At 56.1% G+C, this 21,463-nt stretch carries 22 protein-coding genes; 9 read left to right on the forward strand and 13 right to left on the reverse strand.

Going from position 1 to position 21,463, the window contains the following annotated elements; translation table 11 throughout:
* Positions 1-3 precede the first annotated feature (3 nt).
* The 5 genes from potG to nfsA all read right to left on the reverse strand — a co-directional run bounded on the left by potG (position 4) and on the right by nfsA (position 4,916).
* Positions 4-1,137, reverse strand: a complete 1,134-nt coding sequence (potG, locus tag ACOTY9_RS09415; RefSeq protein ID WP_348565677.1) for a putrescine ABC transporter ATP-binding subunit PotG — start codon at positions 1,135-1,137, stop codon at positions 4-6.
* 98 nt (positions 1,138-1,235) lie between these two features.
* Positions 1,236-2,348 (reverse strand): spermidine/putrescine ABC transporter substrate-binding protein PotF, encoded by a 1,113-nt coding sequence (gene potF, locus ACOTY9_RS09420; RefSeq protein ID WP_014883152.1) that lies wholly within the window; start codon positions 2,346-2,348, stop codon positions 1,236-1,238.
* A 351-nt stretch (positions 2,349-2,699) separates the two neighbouring features.
* Positions 2,700-3,176: a YbjN domain-containing protein gene (locus tag ACOTY9_RS09425; RefSeq protein ID WP_003858385.1), complete on the reverse strand. Its 477-nt coding sequence runs from the start codon at positions 3,174-3,176 to the stop codon at positions 2,700-2,702.
* Between the two features lie 63 nt (positions 3,177-3,239).
* Entirely contained in the window at positions 3,240-4,142 is a 903-nt protein-coding gene (rimK, locus tag ACOTY9_RS09430; protein WP_032664871.1) for a 30S ribosomal protein S6--L-glutamate ligase, read from the reverse strand.
* 51 nt (positions 4,143-4,193) lie between these two features.
* A complete protein-coding gene (gene nfsA / locus ACOTY9_RS09435) occupies positions 4,194-4,916 on the reverse strand; it encodes a nitroreductase NfsA (protein ID WP_014883150.1) in 723 nt (240 codons plus the stop codon).
* Between the two features lie 183 nt (positions 4,917-5,099).
* On the opposite strand from nfsA, the gene ACOTY9_RS09440 reads away from it, so the two are divergent.
* Positions 5,100-5,369 (forward strand): GrxA family glutaredoxin, encoded by a 270-nt coding sequence (locus ACOTY9_RS09440; RefSeq protein ID WP_014883149.1) that lies wholly within the window; start codon positions 5,100-5,102, stop codon positions 5,367-5,369.
* A gap of 30 nt (positions 5,370-5,399) precedes the next feature.
* Here ACOTY9_RS09440 and ACOTY9_RS09445 read toward each other — a convergent pair whose 3' ends face one another.
* On the reverse strand, positions 5,400-5,768 hold the full coding sequence (locus ACOTY9_RS09445; RefSeq protein ID WP_014883148.1) for an inner membrane protein YbjM: 369 nt from the start codon (positions 5,766-5,768) through the stop codon (positions 5,400-5,402).
* A 279-nt stretch (positions 5,769-6,047) separates the two neighbouring features.
* Here ACOTY9_RS09445 and ACOTY9_RS09450 point away from each other — a divergent pair, with 279 nt between their 5' ends.
* Positions 6,048-7,733: an aspartate:alanine antiporter gene (locus ACOTY9_RS09450; protein WP_014169303.1), complete on the forward strand. Its 1,686-nt coding sequence runs from the start codon at positions 6,048-6,050 to the stop codon at positions 7,731-7,733.
* Positions 7,734-7,982: 249 nt separating this feature from the next.
* Here ACOTY9_RS09450 and ACOTY9_RS09455 read toward each other — a convergent pair whose 3' ends face one another.
* Complete coding sequence (locus tag ACOTY9_RS09455; protein ID WP_014883147.1) at positions 7,983-8,534, reverse strand: TetR/AcrR family transcriptional regulator; 552 nt, start codon at positions 8,532-8,534, stop codon at positions 7,983-7,985.
* 81 nt (positions 8,535-8,615) lie between these two features.
* On the opposite strand from ACOTY9_RS09455, the gene ACOTY9_RS09460 reads away from it, so the two are divergent.
* Complete coding sequence (locus ACOTY9_RS09460) at positions 8,616-9,830, forward strand: MFS transporter (RefSeq protein ID WP_014883146.1); 1,215 nt, start codon at positions 8,616-8,618, stop codon at positions 9,828-9,830.
* Positions 9,820-10,632, forward strand: coding sequence for a Cof-type HAD-IIB family hydrolase (locus ACOTY9_RS09465; RefSeq protein WP_014883145.1), 813 nt, complete (start codon positions 9,820-9,822; stop codon positions 10,630-10,632). The genes ACOTY9_RS09460 and ACOTY9_RS09465 overlap by 11 nt, the downstream gene beginning before the upstream one ends.
* A gap of 67 nt (positions 10,633-10,699) precedes the next feature.
* Here ACOTY9_RS09465 and ACOTY9_RS09470 read toward each other — a convergent pair whose 3' ends face one another.
* Positions 10,700-11,932 (reverse strand): MFS transporter, encoded by a 1,233-nt coding sequence (locus ACOTY9_RS09470; RefSeq protein WP_014883144.1) that lies wholly within the window; start codon positions 11,930-11,932, stop codon positions 10,700-10,702.
* Positions 11,933-12,100: 168 nt separating this feature from the next.
* Between ACOTY9_RS09470 and ACOTY9_RS09475 the strand changes: the two genes are divergently transcribed.
* From ACOTY9_RS09475 to deoR, 3 genes are all read left to right on the forward strand, one after another.
* On the forward strand, positions 12,101-12,829 hold the full coding sequence (locus tag ACOTY9_RS09475; protein ID WP_023332498.1) for a phosphatase PAP2 family protein: 729 nt from the start codon (positions 12,101-12,103) through the stop codon (positions 12,827-12,829).
* 7 nt (positions 12,830-12,836) lie between these two features.
* On the forward strand, positions 12,837-13,445 hold the full coding sequence (ybjG, locus tag ACOTY9_RS09480) for an undecaprenyl-diphosphate phosphatase (RefSeq protein ID WP_023338185.1): 609 nt from the start codon (positions 12,837-12,839) through the stop codon (positions 13,443-13,445).
* Between the two features lie 67 nt (positions 13,446-13,512).
* Positions 13,513-14,271: a DNA-binding transcriptional repressor DeoR gene (gene deoR, locus ACOTY9_RS09485; protein ID WP_014883141.1), complete on the forward strand. Its 759-nt coding sequence runs from the start codon at positions 13,513-13,515 to the stop codon at positions 14,269-14,271.
* Positions 14,272-14,338: 67 nt separating this feature from the next.
* On the opposite strand, the gene dacC is transcribed toward deoR, so the two are convergent.
* On the reverse strand, positions 14,339-15,544 hold the full coding sequence (gene dacC / locus ACOTY9_RS09490) for a serine-type D-Ala-D-Ala carboxypeptidase (RefSeq protein WP_045268580.1): 1,206 nt from the start codon (positions 15,542-15,544) through the stop codon (positions 14,339-14,341).
* A gap of 242 nt (positions 15,545-15,786) precedes the next feature.
* On the opposite strand from dacC, the gene ACOTY9_RS09495 reads away from it, so the two are divergent.
* The gene (locus ACOTY9_RS09495) at positions 15,787-16,413 is read left to right on the forward strand and encodes a glutathione S-transferase family protein (protein ID WP_023338183.1); all 627 of its coding nucleotides are present in this window, start codon (positions 15,787-15,789) and stop codon (positions 16,411-16,413) included.
* Here the strand turns inward: ACOTY9_RS09495 and ACOTY9_RS09500 are convergent, their stop codons facing one another.
* A complete protein-coding gene (locus tag ACOTY9_RS09500) occupies positions 16,414-17,532 on the reverse strand; it encodes a PQQ-dependent sugar dehydrogenase (protein ID WP_023336979.1) in 1,119 nt (372 codons plus the stop codon).
* A gap of 106 nt (positions 17,533-17,638) precedes the next feature.
* Positions 17,639-18,022: a biofilm formation regulator BssR gene (gene bssR, locus ACOTY9_RS09505; RefSeq protein ID WP_023332493.1), complete on the reverse strand. Its 384-nt coding sequence runs from the start codon at positions 18,020-18,022 to the stop codon at positions 17,639-17,641.
* Positions 18,023-18,238: 216 nt separating this feature from the next.
* Between bssR and rimO the strand changes: the two genes are divergently transcribed.
* The gene (gene rimO, locus ACOTY9_RS09510; protein WP_045134211.1) at positions 18,239-19,564 is read left to right on the forward strand and encodes a 30S ribosomal protein S12 methylthiotransferase RimO; all 1,326 of its coding nucleotides are present in this window, start codon (positions 18,239-18,241) and stop codon (positions 19,562-19,564) included.
* 63 nt (positions 19,565-19,627) lie between these two features.
* Here rimO and gsiD read toward each other — a convergent pair whose 3' ends face one another.
* Entirely contained in the window at positions 19,628-20,539 is a 912-nt protein-coding gene (gsiD, locus tag ACOTY9_RS09515; RefSeq protein ID WP_014883135.1) for a glutathione ABC transporter permease GsiD, read from the reverse strand.
* A 1-nt stretch (position 20,540) separates the two neighbouring features.
* The gene (gene gsiC / locus ACOTY9_RS09520; protein ID WP_045268560.1) at positions 20,541-21,461 is read right to left on the reverse strand and encodes a glutathione ABC transporter permease GsiC; all 921 of its coding nucleotides are present in this window, start codon (positions 21,459-21,461) and stop codon (positions 20,541-20,543) included.
* Positions 21,462-21,463 lie beyond the last annotated feature (2 nt).

Below are 21,463 nucleotides of genomic sequence, written 5' to 3' on the forward strand. Positions count from 1 at the left end.
TCCTTATACCGTCAGCACGACACAACTGTCAGCATCCCAGCACAGGCGCACTTCGTCGCCCCAGGTCGGCTGACCTTTGCGGTAGCGATGTTCGTTTTGCAGCTGGGCGCTCAGCATCTGACCGCTTTTCAGACGCACGTGATAGATAGACAAATCGCCCAGGTAAGCAATGTGCACCACTTCACCCAAGGCGAAGTTATAGCCATCGGCTGGCGGATCGTCACAGAGCATGATCTTCTCCGGACGCAGCGCGACGTAGACCGGCACGTTGTCCACCACGGCGCTGTCAGGATCGACCTTGAGCGGATGCTGCAGACCCGGCGATTCAATGACCAGGCCATCCTCCTGACGATCTTTCAGTAGCCCTTCGAAGACGTTGACCGAACCGATGAACTCGGCGCTGTAGCGGGTGGTTGGATGCTCATAAATCTCCTCCGGCTCGCCAATTTGCACAAACTTCCCGCGGTTCATGATCGCAATACGTCCGGCCATGGTCATGGCTTCTTCCTGGTCGTGGGTCACCATTACGCAGGTCACGCCGACGCGCTCAAGAATATCCACCACTTCCAGCTGCATACGGTCACGCAGTTTTTTATCCAGGGCCCCCATCGGCTCGTCGAGCAGCAGCAGTTTCGGACGTTTTGCCAGGCTTCTGGCAAGCGCCACGCGCTGGCGCTGGCCGCCTGAAAGCTGGTGCGGTTTACGCTTCGCGAACTCCTGCATGTGGACCAGACTCAGCATCTCGGCCACGCGCGCGGTGATTTCGGCTTTTGGCAATTTATCCTGCTTCAGGCCAAAGGCGATGTTCTGCTCCACCGTCATGTGCGGGAACAGTGCGTAGGACTGGAACATCATGTTAATCGGGCGCTGGTACGGCGGCACGCTGGAGAGATCCACGCCATCAAGCATGATTTGCCCGGCCGTGGGTTGTTCAAAACCGGCTAACATACGCAGCAGGGTTGATTTGCCACAGCCCGATGCGCCCAGTAGCGCGAATATTTCACCTTTATAGATAGTCAGGCTGACGTCGTCCACGGCATGCTGGCCATCGAAAGATTTGGTGAGGTTACGAATTTCAAGAAGCGGGGTCAGCGCTTTACGGACTTTCGCCTGCGGGCGGGGGATCGCGTCATTCACGGGGTGCTCTCCGGCAGAAATCAAATCATGGTGCAGGCGCACCAGAACGGTGCGCCTGTTGCCGGGGGCGCTTCGCTTGCCCGGCCTGTGACAAAGGGTTACTTACCGCTTTTCACCTTGGTCCACGCACGGGTACGTACGCGGTCAATTTTTGGATCCTGTACTTTCAGGGTGAAGAGCTTGGCGAACACGTCCGCTGGCGGATAAATTGCCGGATTACTGCGGATCGCTTCACTCACCAGCGGCACGGAAGCCTTGTTACCGTTGGCGTAATAAACGTGGTCGCTGATGTGGGCGATCACGTCCGGACGCATCAGGTAGTTGAGGAACTGATACGCTTCGTCTTTGTTTTTCGCATCAGCTGGCATCGCGAAGACGTCGAAGAAGGCCAGCGCCCCCTCTTTCGGGATGAAGTAGGACACATTCACGCCGTTTTTCGCCTCTTTCGCGCGGTTCGCCGCCTGCCACACGTCCCCTGCCCAGCCAATCGCAACGCAGATGTCACCGTTCGCCAGGTCGTTGATGTACTGGGAAGAGTGGAAATAGCGAATGTTTGGACGCAGCTTCAGCAGCAGATCGGTCGCCGGACCGGTGTAGTCATCCGCCTTGTTGCTGTTCGGATCTTTGCCCAGGTAGTTAAGCACGGTGGCAAAGATCTCTTCTGGCGCGTCCAGGAAAGAGACGCCACAGCTTTTCAGCTTCTCAAGGTTTTCCGGCTTCAGCACCACGTCCCAGCTGTCCAGCTTGACGTCCGGGCCCAGCGCCGCTTTAACTTTATCCACGTTGTAGCCGATACCGGTGGTCGCCCACAGGTAAGGCATGGCGTATTTGTTATCCGGGTCATGCTTAGCCACCAGCTTCAGGACTTCTGGATCGAGGTTTTTCCAGTTCGGTAATTTGCTTTTGTCCAGTGGCTGGAAGACACCCGCGGTCAGCTGACGCTCCAGGAAACTCGCGGAAGGCACGACCAGGTCAAACCCGGTGCTGCCTGCCATCAGTTTTCCTTCCAGCACTTCGTTGGAATCGAAAACGTCGTAGACCACTTTAATGCCGGTCTCTTTCTCAAAATTGGCCACGGTGTCCGGCGCAATATAGTCAGACCAGTTATAAACGTGCAGCGTTTTTTGTTCCGCAGCGAGCGTGCCGGCAGAGACGGCCATCAGAGCACCCGCAACCAGACCCGATAACCATTTTTTATTCAAGGCGATCATAGTGTTATTCCTTCTGAAAGCTCGTTAACAAACGAACTAAAACTGTGCAATCTGGATATATGCAAAAATCATGCATAGTTTGTCGCTCTGCTCAAAATAAAAAGAAACCTCTTTACCCGGCAGGATCCGCTCGCTTTTTGAAGCATCGCAAGAATAACTGTAGCCCGTGTCTCCGGCTATAGCCCAGACGAAAAAACGCCTTTTATCAATTTTTTATGCAGGTTTAGTCTACGTGATAAGCCGAAACGGCCTTTGGGGAGGTGAAAAATTCTTTAAAGAAAGGTTAAAAGCAGCAGAAAAAATGGCCTAATGCAGCCGCCATGGCAGCGACTGCGCAAAAGTCAGGCAGCCTTAGTGAAGAAAATTGGGAGATGCATCATTATTCTCTGCATCATCTTCCGCGCTATACAGCAGATGGTGTGCATTGGCTTCCATCATGACCATGGAAATTTGCTCTTCACTCAAGCGCATAAACCAGGCGAACTGCTTAAAGGAGAGCCCTGCCCCGGAGAATAAAGACTGGCAAACGACCAGTTTTGGCAGATTATCATCCTGTATATCGAGAAATGCTTTCACCGTCAAAGAACTGGCATTGATGGCCGACAGGTCGGAGGCTAACGCCAGTAGCGCAGACGGCTTCACTTCGGCCAGCGCGGAGAAAAGGATCACGTCGTTAATCAGATCGATTTTGGCATCAAAAATACCGTCGAAATTTTGCATATGAGGCAGATGCAGCGCCTGGCAGGAATCACATTCAAAGAACGTAATACCGGCATCATCGAGCCATTGACGTAACGTATCCAGTGTTGGTACGACCTGTAAATCCATCGCGGTGCAGCCTCTCTAATAAAAACTTCGCATAGATTACGCAAAAAGTGCGTTCAATGCCATTTAACCGCCCGTTTTCAGACAGTAGCCCGGCGTGGCATGACGCTCGATCCATGTGATCATTTTACCTGCAATATCGACCCCCGTGGTTTTTTCCACGCCTTCCAGCCCCGGTGAGGCATTCACCTCCATGACCAGCGGCCCGCGCGTCGCCCGCAGGAGGTCAACGCCCGCCACGTCCAGCCCCAACGTTTGCGCGGCTTTTACGGCAATGTCCCGCTCGCGATCGCTAATATCAGCCACTCTCGCTATGCCGCCGCGGTGAAGGTTAGAGCGGAAATCGCCCTCTTTGGCCTGACGCTCAATGGCCGCCACCACTTCATTTCCGACCACGAAACAGCGAATATCACGCCCTTTCGCCTCTTCGATATACTCCTGCACCAGAATGTGCGCATTCAGTCCCCGAAAGGCGTCGACCACACTTTCAGCAGCCTGCCGCGTCTCCGCCAGCACCACGCCGATACCCTGCGTGCCTTCTACCAGCTTGATCACTAAAGGCGCGCCGCCCACCATGTCGATCAGATCGCTGGTGTCGTCCGGCGAATGGGCTATTCCGGTAACGGGGAGATCGATCCCCTGACGGGCGAGCAGCTGCAACGAGCGCAACTTGTCGCGGGCGCGGGAAATGGCCACGGATTCATTGAGCGGATAGCTGCCCAGCATCTCAAACTGGCGCAGCGCGGCGGTGCCGTAATAGGTGATCTGGGAGCCGATACGCGGGATCACCGCATCAAAATGCGGCAGCTTGCGGCCTTTGTAGTGTATAGATGAAGCGGCGGGGTCGATGTTCATATAGCAGGACATCGGGTCAAGGATCTCAACCTGATGTCCGCATTTTGCCGCCGCTTCTCGCAGGCGTTTACATGAATAGAGCGTTCCATCCCGGGACAATATGGCAATTTTCACCCTGCACCTCTCTGAAGACATGGAAAAAGCCTTCATATCATACAGAATGGACTATCGCGTCGCCCAGCCCTGTTTATGCAGATAATCGAGAATAAACGGGCGATTTTCTTTAATGATGGTGCGGCGAATGTGGTCGCTCCAGGTATCGCGGCGGTTATTGCTGTCACGCGTCAGATAGTAATTCGCCAGCTCTTCATCATAGTGATTCAGGACATCACGATCGACCGGCTGGTAGTGGTTCTCGTGCACCAGCATTGCCGCAGGAATACGCGGTTTCAGGTCCGGATTATCCGCCGGCCAGCCGAGGCAGAGGCCAAACAGCGGCAGTACATGTTTTGGCAGCTTCAGCAGTTCGGTGACGCTTTCAATGTTGTTACGCAACCCGCCGATATAGACCCCGCCTAGTCCCAACGATTCCGCCGCCGTAAAGGCGTTTTGCGCCATCAGCGCGGTATCCACGACGCCCAGCAGCAGCTGTTCGGCGAGCCCCAGTTGCGCTTCAGGGCAAATCTGCAGATGGCGGTTAAAGTCGGCACAAAATACCCAGAACTCGGCGGCCTGGGCCACATGCTTCTGCCCGCCGGTCAGCGTCACCAGCTGTTCACGCATCGCCGGGTCGGTAATGCGAATAATGGAGCTGCACTGCAGGAAACTGGAGCTGGAGGTCGCCCTTGCGCTGTTAATAATGGCGGTACGCTGCGCCTCGGTGATCGGCTCATCGGTGAAGTGGCGAATGGAACGGTGGGAAAGGAGCAGGTCAATCGTGGGTGTCATCTTCTCTCTCTTTGCTTGCTTAAAACGTATGGCAGCCAGTATAGGCAATGATCTGCGCGGTGTAATTGGCGAAACATAGCTCATAGGTATTATAACGACAGGCGAAACCTTCTTTAATGACGACAGGTTATGGGGCACTATACGTGTCATTCGCCGTCAGGCTTGTTTTTTGAGGAGAGAGAAATGTTTGCAGTAATTTTTGGTCGTCCAGGGTGCCCTTACTGTGTGCGCGCAAAAGAGCTGGCAGAGAAACTGACCGCAGAACGCGATGACTTCAATTTCCGCTATGTGGACATCCACGCGGAAGGCATCACCAAAGCCGATCTGGAAAAAACAGTCGGTAAGCCGGTTGAAACCGTCCCACAGATCTTCCTCGATCAGAAACACATCGGCGGTTGCACCGACTTTGAAGCCTACGCCAAAGAACATCTTGGCCTGTTTGCCGAGCAGTAATGAAAGGACGCCCTCACCCTGAGGGCGTTTTTATTTGTGGTGCCGTCGGTGCTGAATCAGGCTGCGCACAAATAAGTAGCAGAGCGCGCCAAGGGCGCACCAGAATATGGCACTTAGCAACCACGCCAGCTCCTGCCAGAAACTCCGCGTTGAAACATACAGCAGGCGCATTAGCAGCAGACATAATGGCGCTGCAAGTATCGCCCCCAGTAACGGTTTCACCACTTCCCCTTTACGGGAGAGAAAACTGGCGGCGGCTCCCGGTAGCGTGAAGAAGAGCAACCCCAGCTCCGGATGCCCGGACGCCCTGAATGCGCCCTTCACATTAAATGCGAGCGACATGCATACGACCGTGAACAGCAAAAAGCAGCTGATCACCCCCGCCCAGTTTCGTTTCATATTCAAACAATCCTCCTGACTTATCTCTATCAAATACACTTTCGTCGGGTAGACGCCCAGTCAGATAAAGCAATGCGGCAATCCTTGCCAAAGTACACACAGGGTGATGCGATAATCAGTAGCTGTCAGTAGCTAATGCGATTAAACTACACGCCAGCTAATGTTTTAGGGAATAAAGCAGGAAACAGGGAGCGTTAACGCCTTTCCCTGACCCAGAAAACAGTAGCCCAAAAAGTCCTTTCATTCAACAACTTACTGGTAAACAAGAAGTTAGCCTCCGTGAATATAAACGTCGCAGACTTGTTAAATGGGAATTACATCCTGTTATTATTTGTGGTACTGGCGCTGGGTCTTTGCCTGGGTAAATTGCGCCTGGGATCGGTTCAACTTGGTAATTCCATTGGCGTTTTAGTCGTCTCCTTATTATTAGGCCAGCAGCACTTCAGCATTAACACGGACGCGCTCAACTTAGGTTTTATGTTGTTTATTTTTTGTGTTGGCGTGGAAGCAGGACCGAACTTTTTTTCGATTTTCTTCCGCGACGGCAAAAATTATCTGATGCTGGCGCTGGTGATGGTCGGCAGCGCACTGCTGATCGCCTTAGGGCTGGGTAAGCTGTTTGGCTGGGATATCGGGTTAACGGCCGGTATGCTGGCAGGCTCCATGACCTCTACGCCAGTGCTGGTAGGTGCAGGCGATACCCTGCGCCATTCGGGCATGGCTGGCGCACAGCTTTCGACCGCGCTCGACCACCTGAGCCTGGGCTATGCCCTGACCTATCTGATTGGTCTGGTGAGCCTGATTGTCGGCGCGCGCTATCTGCCAAAACTGCAGCATCAGGATCTGCAGACCAGTGCCCAGCAAATCGCCCGTGAGCGCGGGCTGGATACCGACAGCAAACGTAAAGTCTACCTCCCGGTGATCCGCGCCTACCGCGTCGGACCTGAGCTGGTGGCATGGGCAGACGGGAAAAATCTTCGCGAGCTGGGGATTTACCGCCAGACCGGGTGCTACATCGAACGTATCCGCCGTAACGGCATTCTGGCGAACCCGGACGGTGACGCGGTGCTGCAGATGGGCGACGACATCGCGCTGGTGGGTTACCCGGACGCGCACGCCCGTCTCGACCCAAGCTTCCGAAACGGCAAAGAGGTGTTCGACCGCGATCTGCTCGACATGCGCATCGTCACCGAAGAGATCGTGGTGAAAAACCATAACGCCGTTGGCCGTCGTCTGGCGCAGCTCAAGCTGACCGACCACGGCTGCTTCCTTAACCGTGTAATCCGCAGCCAGATTGAGATGCCCATCGACGACAACGTCGTGCTCAACAAAGGCGACGTTTTGCAGGTCAGCGGCGACGCGCGACGCGTAAAAACCGTTGCCGACCGCATCGGCTTTATCTCCATTCACAGCCAGGTCACTGACCTGCTGGCTTTCTGCGCCTTCTTTATTGTGGGCCTGATGATCGGGATGATCACCTTCCAGTTCAGCAACTTCAGTTTCGGCATCGGTAACGCCGCCGGTCTGCTGTTTGCCGGGATCATGCTGGGCTTCCTGCGAGCGAACCATCCGACGTTCGGTTACATTCCTCAGGGCGCATTGAACATGGTAAAAGAGTTCGGTCTGATGGTGTTTATGGCGGGTGTCGGCTTAAGCGCCGGCAGCGGCATTGGACACAGCCTGGGTGCCGTCGGCTGGCAGATGCTGGTTTCCGGCCTTATCGTCAGCCTGGTGCCGGTGGTGATCTGCTTCCTGTTTGGTGCCTACGTGCTGCGCATGAACCGCGCCCTGCTCTTCGGAGCAATGATGGGGGCGCGTACCTGTGCGCCGGCCATGGAAATTATCAGCGACACCGCGCGCAGCAACATTCCGGCGCTGGGCTATGCAGGCACCTACGCTATCGCCAACGTACTGCTGACGCTGGCAGGTACGCTGATCATCATCATCTGGCCAGGACTCGGATAACTCTGAAGTTTGCGCGTAATGAAAAAATTTTTGTTACGCGCAGAACTTTTTTATCAGGGGGCAGTCATAACTAGTGCCACTGCTTTTCTTTGATGTCCCCAATTTGTGGAGCCCATCAACCCCGCCGTTTTGGTTCAAGGTTGATGGGTTTTTTGTTGCCTTAAATAAACCCCAACAATGAATAACCAAAGCCCGTTATCCAGCTTTCTAAACGTGGGCATACGTAATGCCAGGCTTAACGAGCGATGTCTAAGCGTTTCCCTCGCCCGCAATTCTCCCCACCATCGCCCGAATCTCGTCCCGGGTTAACGGCGCCCGGTCGGTCACATAGTGCAGCGTCATCCCTTCGATAAACGCATCCAGCGCGCGGGTGGTAACCGGATCGAACCACTGCTCCAGCGTAGTCTGGCTCATCTTCATCCAGTCCTGCATCACCGTTTTGAGCGCCGCGCTGCGGTGCATAAAGGCGTAAAGCTGGTACATCAGCGCCATGTTGTGCGGCGTCGTCACCTGCGAACTGTGGATCAGGGTGGTGATGGACTCGCACGCCATTTCAGGCCCGGTGACGCCCGCAAAGAAATCCCGATACTGCTGCGACATCTGTTGCGTAAACCATGTGAACGCTTCCTCCAGCAGTGGCTCCATACCGTCGAAATAGTAGGTCATCGACCCCAGCGGCACGCCCGCGCAGGCGGCGATTTTACGGTGCGTGACGGCGTGAATACCGTGCTCGGCAATGGTATCGAGTGTTGCCTGCAGGATCTTCTCCCGGCGATGCGGATCGTTCGGTGGTCTGCTCATAAATTCCTCACGTGGTTTGTGTACAAATGTACACAAACTTGCTAGTGTTGTCGCTATTGTTGTACTTCTGGTGCTACCCCAATGACGCTGACCTCTCCCCGTAAAACCCTGCAGCTCCGCATGTGGGCGCTGTTTATGTTCTTCTTTATTCCCGGTCTGCTGATGGCCTCCTGGGCCACGCGCACGCCCGCCATTCGCGATATTTTGTCTGTCTCTACGGCTGAGATGGGCATCGTGCTGTTCGGCCTGTCGATCGGTTCCATGAGCGGCATTCTCTGTTCCGCATGGCTGGTGAAGCGCTTTGGTACGCGAGCTGTGATCCGCACCACCATGTGCTGCGCGGTGTTCGGGATGGTGGTATTGAGCATCGCGCTGTGGTTTGCCTCGCCGGTGTTGTTCGCGCTGGGGCTGACGGTATTTGGCGGCAGCTTCGGTTCTGCGGAGGTAGCCATCAACGTTGAAGGGGCGGCGGTCGAACGTGAGATGAACAAAACCGTGCTGCCCATGATGCATGGCTTCTATAGCCTCGGTACGCTGGCCGGTGCGGGCGTGGGGATGGCGCTGACGGCCACGGGTGTGACCGCCAATCTGCATATCCTGCTGGCGGCGCTGGTGTGCATCATTCCGATCCTCACCGGCATCCGGGCCATCCCGGACGGCACCGGTAAAAACTCTGCTGACGAACGCTCGTCAGCCGAAAAAGGACTCCCCTTCTACCGCGATTTCCAGCTGATGCTGATCGGCGTGGTGGTACTGGCGATGGCGTTTGCAGAAGGCTCCGCCAACGACTGGCTCCCGCTGCTGATGGTGGACGGTCACGGCTTTAGCCCGACCTCCGGCTCGCTGATTTACGCCGGGTTTACGCTGGGGATGACCGTTGGGCGCTTCACCGGCGGCTGGTTTATCGACCGCTACAGCCGCGTGGCGGTGGTGCGCGCCAGCGCCCTGCTGGGCGGCCTGGGGATTGCGATGATTATCTTTGTGGACGTGGACTGGATTGCCGGCGTCTCGGTGATCCTCTGGGGACTGGGGGCGTCACTCGGCTTCCCGCTGACCATTTCCGCCGCCAGCGACACCGGGCCGGATGCCCCGACGCGCGTCAGCGTGGTGGCGACAACGGGCTACCTCGCCTTCCTGGTGGGGCCGCCGCTGCTCGGCTTCCTGGGTGAACACTACGGGCTGCGCAGCGCCATGCTGGTGGTGTTAGGGTTGGTGATCATCGCCGCGCTGGTGGCGCGCGCGGTGGCAAAGCCGGAAACGAAACAAACGACACTGGAGAAGGGATATGAGCGTTAAACTGATCGCCGTCGACATGGATGGCACATTCCTGAGCGATGCCAAGACCTATAACCGCCCGCGCTTTCTGGCGCAGTACGCCCGCATGAAGGCGCAAGGCATTCGCTTCGTGGTCGCCAGCGGCAACCAGTACTATCAGCTGATCTCCTTTTTCCCGGAGATTGCCCATGAAATTGCGTTCGTCGCTGAGAACGGCGGCTGGGTCGTGAGCGCCGGAGAGGATGTCTTTAACGGTGAATTGTCGAAAGCCCATTTCGAGACCGTCGCAAATGTATTAAACGACGTTCCGGGCATTGAGATTATCGCCTGCGGAAAAAACAGCGCCTATACGCTGAAATGCTATGACGATAACTTTAAGGATATCGCCGCGAAGTACTATCACCGGCTCGAAATGGTGAGTGATTTCGACAACCTGAACGACATTTTCTTCAAGTTTGGGCTGAACGTGTCAGACCATGAAATTCCGCGCATCCAGGCGATGCTGCATGAAAAGCTTAACGACATTATGGTGCCCGTGACAACCGGCCACGGCAGTATCGACCTGATTATCCCCGGCGTGCACAAAGCCAACGGCCTGCGGATCCTGCAACAGCGCTGGGGCATAGAGGACAGTGAAGTGGTGGCCTTCGGTGACAGCGGCAACGATGTGGAGATGTTGCGTCAGTCCGGGTTCAGCTTCGCGATGGCGAATGCCAGACCGCATATTAAAGCGGTGGCGCGGTTTGAAGCGCCGCATAATAACGAGGAAGGTGTGCTGGATGTGATTGAGAAGGTGTTGAACGGAGAGGCACCGTTTAATTGATATCGTGCGGTCTGGTGCCCTCGCCCCTCACCCTGGCCCTCTCCCCAAAGGGGAGAGGGGAAAAAGATTATGGTTGCAGGGCGTTGCCGACGCGTTTGTCCTTCAGGAACACCATCATCAGGCCAACCCACAGCACGCCGTTGGCGAGGTTAAACAGACTGAACAGACCGTTGCCGCCCATCGCGTAAGCGTGCTTGCTCACCTCGATACCGACGGTAAAAATCAGCATCTGCAGCATACCCATCGCCGCGGACACCGTGCCTTTACTCATCTCGCTGGCAAACAGCGTCAGGCGCACCAGCCCGGCGTTCGCCACGCCAATCCCGAAAGCATAAAGGCTGAGCCCCGCCGTCATCCACAGATAAGCGTGGGATGACGCAACGGTCGCCACCGCGGCCAGAATCAGCCCTGCTGCAATCGGCCAGCCCCCCATAATAATCAGTGAACGCACGGTGCGGCGTGACGTCAGACGTGCCAGCACCAGGTTACCGATAATCAGCGCGCCAAAAATCGGCACCTGCAGCAGACCGTACTCGTAGCTGCTGAGCTTTTCACCGCTGATGATAATGACCGGAGACTGCGCAATCCACGCCAGCAGCGGCAGGCTCACGAACCCGGTCGCCAGCGCCCCCGCCAGAAAGCGGCCATTCTTCAGCACTTCTTTGTAATCCCGGCCCAGCTCCTTGAGCGAGAGTTTTTCACCCAGACGGGTCGCCGTTTCCGGCATTGCGCGGTGCAGGCCAAAGAACGCGATAGCGGCGAGAACCGCAAAGAGGATAAACATCCCTTCCCAGGGCGCAACATGCACCCACGCGGCGCCCACCAGCGGCCCGAGTAAAGGGGCAATCAGCGCCACGTTTGCCATGAGCGCGGTAATTTTGATACACACCGCCTCTTCAAACGACTCCTGAATGGCGGCATACCCCACGGCACCGATAAAGCACAGGCTCACCCCCTGCAGGAAACGCAGCAGGGTAAATTGCTCAATGTTTTGCGCCAGCAGCGTAGCGAGGCAGGTGACGATAAACCACACCACGCCGGTCAGCATCACCGGACGGCGGCCAATACGATCCGACAGCGGCCCTAACAGCCACTGTAAAAACATGCCGCCAGCCAGATAGGCGGTCATGGAGGTCGGCACCCATTCAATTCCCGCGTTGTACTGCTCCACAACGGCCAGCATGCCGGGCTGGATCATATCGTTGCCGATATAGGTGGAGAATTCGTAGAGCACCAGACACAGGGGGAAAAGCAACGCCTGACGACCCAGACGTGAACCAGAAGAAGAACGGTTTAACATGCAATCTCTTTAAAATGACAAAATCGCGACGAGTGTAATGAAATGCCGCAGCCCGAGATAGTGATTTATCGAGGATAAACAGAAATAAAGCACATATCGTCTTCGTTTAAGGTTTCCTTAAGTTGACAGATTTATGATAGCCCGATTACTCGTCAACGATCCCAAATTATGGCACTCACTTCCAGCCGTTCAGAATTGTCTAACTTACAGACAAATAAGACAAAACGACTTTACCGCTTACCCTCCCGCTTTTATGGTTATCAGCTTTTCGTGCTGTTAGTCCTTGCCGTGGTGTTTACGTGGCTTTCGCGCGATGAAGCGCTCGACAGATGGATCACCGGTTTTTGGTATGACGCGGCGACGCAGAGCTTCCCGCTGCAGAAAGACCACCTGCTGGATTTGCTCAACCATCGTCTGGCGAAGTACATCGCCATCGCCTTAGGTGCCGTGGCGCTGCTTTACGGCGCTTACAAACGTAACGCCAGGCTGGTTACGGCGGCGCTGCTGATGGGGCTTGGCGCGCTGGTAGTGGGCGTACTGAAAAGCATTAGCCACCACAGCTGCCCGTGGGATCTGGTGGAGTATGGCGGGAAGGCGATGTCTTACCCCCTGTTTAGCGCCGTCCCGACAGACAGCGGTCCGGGGCGCTGTTTCCCCGGCGGCCATGCCTCCAGCGGTTTTATGGTGATGGGGCTGTTTTTTGCCTTCTGGCGCGAGCGTCCACGTCTCGCCTGGAGCTTTGTTGCCCTCGGCGTGCTGCTGGGTCTGGCGATGGGCTTCGGTCAGGTGATGCGCGGGGCACATTTTTTCTCTCACAACCTGTGGGCCGGGTGGTGGGTTTGGTTTTCCCAGGTGGCCGTCTACGGGCTGGTTTCCACCCGGTTTGCAAAAGAGTGATAACGCTATGCTAGAGAATCTGAATTATCAGCTGTTTTATCTGATCAACGCCACACCGGCCTCGCCAGAGTGGATGATTGATTTCGCCACCTTCCTGGCAAAAGATCTGATTAGTATCGTGCCTGTGCTGGCCGCTATCCTCTGGCTCTGGGGCCCTCGCAGCCAGGTGAAGGCACAGCGCCAGTTGGTGATCAAAGTCGCGATGGCGCTCGGGGTCAGCGTACTGGTTAGTTATATTCTCGGCCATGCGTTCCCGCACGATCGTCCTTTTGTCGACCATGTCGGTTATACCTTCCTGCACCACGCGCCGGATGACTCCTTCCCGAGCGATCACGGTACGGTTATCTTCACCTTCGCGCTGGCTTTCCTGTTCTGGCATCGCCTGTGGTCTGGTGCGGTGCTGATGGTGGCAGCCGCGGCGATTGCCTGGTCCCGCGTGTATCTTGGCGTCCACTGGCCGCTGGATATGGTCGGCGGTTTCCTGGTAGGACTGATTGGCTGCGTGAGCGCGGCAATCCTGTGGAATCTCTTCGGTGAAGCGCTCTACCGGGGGCTCTCTTCCCTTTATCGCGCCATTTTTGCCCTCCCGATCCGCAAAGGCTGGATACGTGACTAACCCCAACCGGACAGGTTACACTGAGCCCCCGCCCTGCGGGGGCTCATTTTTTTTATCCTGAGGAACTATGGAAACACGACGCGATGACCGCATAGCTCAGCTGCTTCAGGCGCTGAAGCGTAGTGATAAGCTGCATCTTAAGGAAGCCGCCAACCTCCTCGGCGTCTCAGAGATGACTATTCGTCGTGATCTGAACAGCGACAGCGCTCCCGTGGTGCTGCTGGGCGGGTACATTGTGCTTGAGCCGCGTAGCGCCAGCCATTATCTGATAAGCGATCAGAAAACGCGTCTGGTGGAAGAGAAACGCAAAGCCGCGCGCCTGGCCGCCACGCTGGTACAGCCGCACCAGACGCTGTTTTTTGACTGCGGCACCACCACGCCGTGGATTATCGAAGCCATCGACAGCAGTATTCCCTTTACCGCCGTGTGTTACTCCCTGAACACCTTTCTGGCGCTGCAGGAGAAACCCGAGTGCCGGGTGATCCTCTGCGGCGGTGAGTTTCACGCCAGCAACGCTATCTTTAAGCCGCTCAACCTGCAGGACACGCTCAGCAACTTATGTCCGGACATCGCGTTCTATTCCGCCGCGGGCGTGAATGTGCGTCAGGGGGCGACCTGCTTTAACCTGGAGGAGCTGCCGGTAAAGCACTGGGCTTTAAGCGCCGCGCAATACCATGTGCTGGTGGTCGATCACAGTAAATTTGGCAAAGTGCGGTCGGCAAGAATGGGCGAGCTGGCGCAGTTTGACGCCATCGTCAGCGATTGCCGCCCGGATGAGGAAATTGTGGCCCATGCGAAGGCGCAGCAGGTGAAGTTGATGTATTGAGAGGGGTGCGGTCTGATGCCCTCACCCCGCCCCTCTCCCACAGGGAGAGGGAGAAAAGCATGATGGATTAGCTGAACCAGCTGCCAAACCAGCTGTGGAATTTCATCAATACGAAATCCCACATCCGGCTGAAGAAGCCACCCTCTTCTACCGCTTCCATCACGATCAGCGGACGCTGTTCAATTGACTTACCGTTTAACTGGAAATCAATCGTCCCGACCACCTGGCCTTTTTTCAACGGCGCGGTGAGCTGCGGGTCGGTCAGGGTATAGCTGGCCTTCAGGTTTTTCAGCTGACCGCGTGGAATGGTCACGGAACCGGCTTCTCCCGCCCCGAGATTCACTTCACTCTTATCCCCAAACCAGACGCGCTGGCTGACGAACGTGGCATCCGGTTTAATCGGCGTCACGGTTTCATAGAAACGGAAGCCCCAGGTCAGCAGTTTTTCTGATTCGTTAAACCGGATGCGGTCGGTTTTGGTGCCCAGCACAACCGAGATCAAACGCATGTCGCCCTGCGTCGCAGAGGCCACCAGGTTATAGCCCGCGCCCGCCGTGGTGCCGGTCTTCATGCCGTCCACGTTAACGTTGCTGCTCCACAGGAGACGGTTACGGTTCGGCTGGCGAATTTTGTTGAAGGTAAACTCTTTCTCTTTGTGGATCGCGTATTCATCCGGTACGTCGTGGATCAGCGCTTTCCCCAACAGCGCCATGTCGCGCGCGGTACTGAACTGTCCCGGCGCATCCAGGCCGTGAACCGTTTTGAATGTCGTGTTGGTTAAGCCGAGTTTCTGCGCATAGCCATTCATCAAACCAATGAAAGAATCCTGACTGCCGGCCACATAATCGGCCAGCGCGATACACGCGTCATTTCCCGACTGAATAATTACCCCTTTATTCAGATCGGAAACGGACACCTGATCCCCTGGCTTCAGGAACATCACCGATGACCCGCGCAGCGCGGGGTTGCCGGTCGCCCAGGCGTCCTTTCCGATGGTGACCATATCGTCCAGCTTGATCTTACCGGCTTTCAAGGCCTGGCCGACCACATAGCTGGTCATGATCTTGGTCAGGCTGGCCGGATCGAGTTTCTCATCGGCATTGCCTTCCGCCAGCACTTTCCCGCTGGCATAGTCCATCAGGATCCAGGCGCGCGCATCCACCGGTGGCGCTTCGGGCGCAGCCTGTTCTGCTGCGTAGAGAGTTGGTGCAAACAGGAAAAGGAGCGCAGAGCCTGCCGCCAGGCTGCGCAGAGAAGTCATTTTTCGCGTCATAAATGCCACCCGAGTGTCCATTCAAAAATTACGTCACATCACCGTGTCGCAAGAAGCGATGAGTAATAGCGCACTAAAACGGTGAAAGAAACCCAGCGAGGGTAAAGTTATTAAAGTTTATGCAATAACATTCATTTACGCTTTGATTCAGGCGATTTTTTTGTCTTCTGTTGCGTAATTGTTAGGTTTATCTCACCATGGCGAAAAAGGTGACCCGGATTCACAACTCATCAGGAGTAAATATGATTACGCTGTGGGGCAGGAACAATTCGACCAACGTGAAGAAAGTGCTCTGGACGCTGGAAGAGCTGGATTTACCGTTTAATCAAATCATGGCTGGCATGGCATTCGGGGTAAACAGAGAGGCCGACTATCTGGCGATGAACCCGAACGGCCTGGTGCCGCTGCTGCGCGATGACGAAACCGACGCAACGCTTTGGGAATCTAACACTATTGTGCGCTACCTCGCCGCCCAGTACGGTCTTGGCCGTCTGTGGGTTGAAAACCCGGCGCAGCGCGCCCAGGGTGAAAAGTGGATGGACTGGGCAAACCAGACGTTCTCTCCTGTTCACCGGGTGATCCTGATGGGGCTAGTGAGAACCCCCGAGGCCGAGCGCGACTATCCCGCTATTCATGCCGCTCAGGATGCCTGTGAAAACCTGTTTGCCATGATGGATGACGAACTGGCGAAGCACGCCTGGTTCTCCGGCGAGACGTTCGGCGTAGGGGATATTGCCGTGGCGCCGTTTGTCTGGAACCTGACCAATATGGGGCTGAACTGGACGCCGCGCCCTCACCTTGAACGCTGGCTCAAGCAACTGAGCGAGCGTCCGGCGTATCGTAACGTCGTGATGACCCCGGTCACCTGATTACGCACCGGACGGGCTAACTTTTAGCAGTTGCCCGTCCGTTTCATCGGTGAGCACATACAGATACCCGTCCGGCCCCACCCGCACATCGCGAATACGTTGATCCCGATCGCCCAGGATGCGCCCGTCCTCCGTGACCTTATTGCCCTCTACGCTCAGGACGATAACGTCTTTCTCCTTTAGCGCCCCAATAAACAATTTGTTTTTCCACTGCGGAAAAACGTCGCTGTTGTAGAACGCCATGCCGCTGACCGCGGGCGAGACTTTCCAGACAAACAGCGGCTTCTCGGTTCCCTCGACGTGTTCACCTTTGGCTTCGGGGATTTTCAGGCCACTGTAATTAATGCCGTGTGTCGCCAGCGGCCAGCCGTAATTTTTGCCTTTCTCCGGGATATTGATTTCATCCCCGCCGCGCGGGCCATGTTCGTTCAGCCAGAGCGTGTCGCTCCACGGATTCATCGCCATTCCCTGCGGGTTGCGAATGCCATAAGACCAGATTTCCGGCCGTGCGCCGGCGGTGTTCACAAAGGGGTTATCCGCAGGGACTTTACCGTCCTCGGTCAGGCGCACCACTTTCCCCTGCAGCTTGTCCAGGTCCTGCGCCGTCGGACGCTGGTTGTTCTCGCCGAGTCCGATAAAGAGGTAGCCTTTGCCGTCAAACACCAGCCGTCCGCCAAAATGGTTACCGGTCGAGAGTTTCGGCATCTGGCGAAACACGACCTGGAATGCCTCGATGCGGGAAAGATCGTCGCTTAAGCGGCCATAACCCACCGTCGTTCCGGCTTTGCCGTCATGCCCTGCTTCGGCGTAACTCAGCCAGACGCGGCGCGACGTTGCAAAATCCGGCGCCAGCACCACATCCAGCAGTCCTCCCTGACCGTTCGCCCAGACCTTCGGAACGCCGACAATGGGATCGGAAAGCCCTTTTCCGGCCTGCCAGTGTTTGAGCTGCCCGCCCTTGAGGGTGACCAGAAGCCCTTTATTGTCCGGCAGGAACGCCATCGACCAGGGGTGATCGAGTCGGTTTTGCAGCACCTCGACCTTCACCGCCTCTGGCGCCGCAAGAAGTGAAAAGGAAAAGCACAACGCAGGAAGGAAAATCAACGAGGACCGTGGCATGACGCGCTCCTTTTTCGGCATATGGCATAAAGATTAGCCAGTACCTCCGGGCGCGTTACCACTTTTACAAAAGCTTAATCAGAAGGGGGAGTTGCCTCCCCCGGGCTCAGTGTTGTTCAAGCTTCTCATGCTCGGACAGACACATGATGCATAGAGAGAGCGTTGTCAGGCAGTTTTCAAGCTTCTCCGCGTTTACAGCGATAAAATTCGGGCAGTCGTGGCGTCCGTTCATCAAACATACCCCAGCAATGGAGAGCACCTCAGCGGCACGACGCAGCGCCATTAACTCGCATTCATCGTATTCCGCCCTCAGGATCGGTGCTTTTTCACGCATGAAATTGCAAAGTTCAAACAGATTATCACGCAGATGTTCGCTTTCGCTGACTGACATATAGCCTTTGGCCTTCCTGAGCTGCAGATAAGCGGCCAGGTCGATTCGGGCGTTGATCAGCTTGTTAAGCAGATCGCGTTTCAGTCTGTCAACGGACATACTATTTCCTCCTCTGTCAGCCATGTTGCACAGTCAGAATAAGTTCATTTTTTGTACAGTTTAATGCCTGAGATCAATTATTCTTAACTGATTAACATTATTTACAATGTTACAACCTCTGCCCGACACATCCCGCTTGCAAAGAGTGTATAAATCCCACGCGATACGCTGTAAAATCCCGCCCTGATAACTCCATAATTGATGAATTTTTAACCTATGAGCAATGTTACGCACCCGCCGAAAATCGGCTTCGTCTCCCTCGGCTGCCCGAAAAACCTGGTGGATTCCGAACGCATCCTGACCGAACTTCGTACCGAAGGCTATGACGTGGTGCCAAGCTACGACAACGCCGATATGGTGATTGTGAACACCTGCGGGTTTATCGACAGCGCGGTTCAGGAGTCCCTGGAAGCCATCGGTGAAGCCCTGACGGAAAACGGCAAAGTCATTGTGACCGGCTGTCTGGGCGCGAAAGAGGACCAGATCCGCGAAGTTCATCCAAAGGTGCTGGAGATCACTGGCCCGCACAGTTACGAGCAGGTGCTGGAACATGTTCATCACTACGTGCCAAAACCAAAGCACAATCCGTTCCTGAGCCTGGTGCCGGAACAGGGCGTGAAGCTGACGCCGCGTCACTACGCTTACCTGAAAATTTCCGAAGGCTGCAACCATCGCTGCACCTTCTGCATCATCCCGTCCATGCGTGGCGATCTGGTGAGCCGTCCGATTGGCGACGTGCTGGCGGAAGCTAAACGTCTGGCCGATGCTGGCGTGAAAGAACTGCTGGTGATTTCTCAGGATACCTCTGCTTACGGCGTAGACGTGAAGCACCGTTCCGGTTTCCACAACGGCGAGCCGGTGAAAACCAGCATGGTGGGCCTGTGCGAGCAGCTCGCGAAGCTGGGGATCTGGACGCGTCTGCATTACGTCTACCCATATCCGCACGTTGACGACGTCATTCCGTTGATGGCGGAAGGCAAAATCCTGCCGTATCTGGACATCCCGCTGCAGCACGCCAGTCCGCGTATCCTGAAGCTGATGAAGCGTCCTGGCTCCGTTGACCGTCAGCTGGCACGCATTAAACAGTGGCGCGAAATCTGCCCGGATCTGACCCTGCGCTCAACCTTCATCGTCGGCTTCCCGGGTGAAACCGAAGAAGATTTCCAGATGCTGCTCGATTTCCTGAAAGAAGCGCGTCTGGACCGCGTAGGCTGCTTCAAGTACAGCCCGGTTGAAGGCGCAACAGCCAACGAACTGGCGGATCAGGTGCCGGAAGAGGTGAAAGAAGAGCGCTGGAACCGCTTTATGCAGCTGCAACAGCAGATCTCTGCTGAACGTCTGCAGGAGAAAGTGGGCCGTGAGATCATGGTTATCATTGACGAAGTGGACGAAGAAGGCGCAATTGGCCGCAGCATGGCAGATGCCCCTGAAATCGACGGCGCGGTGTACCTGAACGGCGAAACTCGCGTTAAGCCGGGTGATATTATTCGCGTGAAGGTTGAAAACGCGGACGAATATGACCTGTGGGGTAGCCGGGTTTAATCGCACTGCACCTCATTTCCAGGCCGGGTAAGGCGTAGCCGCCACCCGGCACATTCCACTGCCCTACCCCTTAATCCTCGGATCCAGCGCGTCGCGCAGCCCGTCCCCCAGCAGGTTAAACGCCAGCACGGTCAGGAAAATCGCCAGACTCGGGAAGATCGCCACGTGCGGCGCAATCACCATATCTGCCCTCGCCTCGTTCAGCATCGCGCCCCACTCCGGCGTCGGTGGCTGTGCGCCTAACCCCAGAAACGACAGGCTGGCCGCAGAAATAATCGACACGCCGATGCGCATGGTGAAATAGACCACAATAGACGACACCGTTCCCGGCAGAATATGGCTGAACAGAATGGTGGCATCGCTGGCCCCCATGCTGCGGGCGGACTCGATAAACGTCTGCTGTTTCAGCACCAGCGTGTTGCCGCGCACAAGTCGGGCAAAGGCGGGAATCGAAAATACCGCAACGGCAATAATCACGTTCGCCATGCCGCTGCCCATAATGGCCACCACGGCAATGGCCAGCAGAATACCGGGGAAGGCAAACAGCACGTCGCAGATTCGCATGATGATGCGGTCCCACCAGCCTTCGTAATATCCGGCGACGAGACCCAGCACGGTACCGATTGCCGCGCCGATCAGTACCGCAAACACCCCGGCGGCAAGCGAGATTTGCGCCCCCACCAGCACGCGGCTGAAGATATCGCGCCCAAGGGAATCCACGCCGAACCAGTGGAGCATGGACGGCCCATCGTTCAGGCGGTCGTAGTCAAAATAGTTTTCCGCATCAAACGGCGCCACCCAGGGTGCAACGATCGCCACCGCAATCAGCAGCAGCACAAACAGCCCCGCCGTCATGGCGACCGGCTGACGGCGAAAACGCCGCCAGAATTCCGACCATGGCGTGCGGATATGCTCCGGTTTCAGCCCCGGCATAGCGTTTAAAACGGCCTGACGTCGCCAGTTCAACAATCGCATTTTACTTATACCTGATGGCCGGGTTAATGGCGGCGTAGAGCACATCCACCACTAAATTGATAAGAATAAACTCCAGGGAGAAAAGCAGGACTTCCGCCTGAATTACCGGGTAGTCGCGCATCTCGACCGAATCGACCAGCAGACGCCCCAGCCCCGGCCAGTTGAAGACCTTTTCCACGACGATAGAGCCGCCCAGCAGAAAGCCAAACTGCAGTCCCATCATCGTCACCACCGGGATCATCGCATTACGAAACCCGTGCTTAAGAATGACCCACTTCTCGCTGACCCCTTTCGCCCGCGCGGTGCGAATATAATCTTCACTCAGCACGTCAACGAAGGAGGCGCGGGTAAAGCGGGCCATTACCGCCGAGACGGCAGCCCCCAGCGTCATAGAGGGCAGAATGTAATGCTTCCAGGTATCGGCCCCAACGGTCGGCAGCCAGCCCAGCTCAACGGAGAAGATTTGCATCAGCAGCATCCCCAGCGCGAACGCCGGAAAAGAGATACCGGTGACCGCCAGCGCCATACCGAGCTTATCCGGCCAGCGGTTGCGCCAGACCGCCGCAACAATCCCGGCGCCCAGCCCAAACACCACTGCCCAGCTCATACTGGCAATCGTTAGCCAGAACGTGGGCATAAAGCGGCTGGCGATTTCCTCCGCTACCGGACGACGCGACACCATCGAGATGCCAAAATCGCCCTGCAGAACGTTGCAAATGTAATGAAGAAACTGCATATACAGTGGCTGATCCAGGCCCAGCTGCTTGCGCACCATCTCAATGACGGCGGCATCTGCTTCCGGCCCGGCAACCAGACGCGCCGGATCGCCCGGCAGCATATGCACAAACAAAAATACCAGTATCGCCACAATCAGCAGCGTCGGGATAAGCCCAAGCAAGCGTTTACAAACATAATTCAGCATGA

This window comes from Enterobacter cloacae complex sp. SHL012, from assembly GCF_049237505.1.
Lineage (GTDB): Bacteria > Pseudomonadota > Gammaproteobacteria > Enterobacterales > Enterobacteriaceae > Enterobacter > Enterobacter kobei.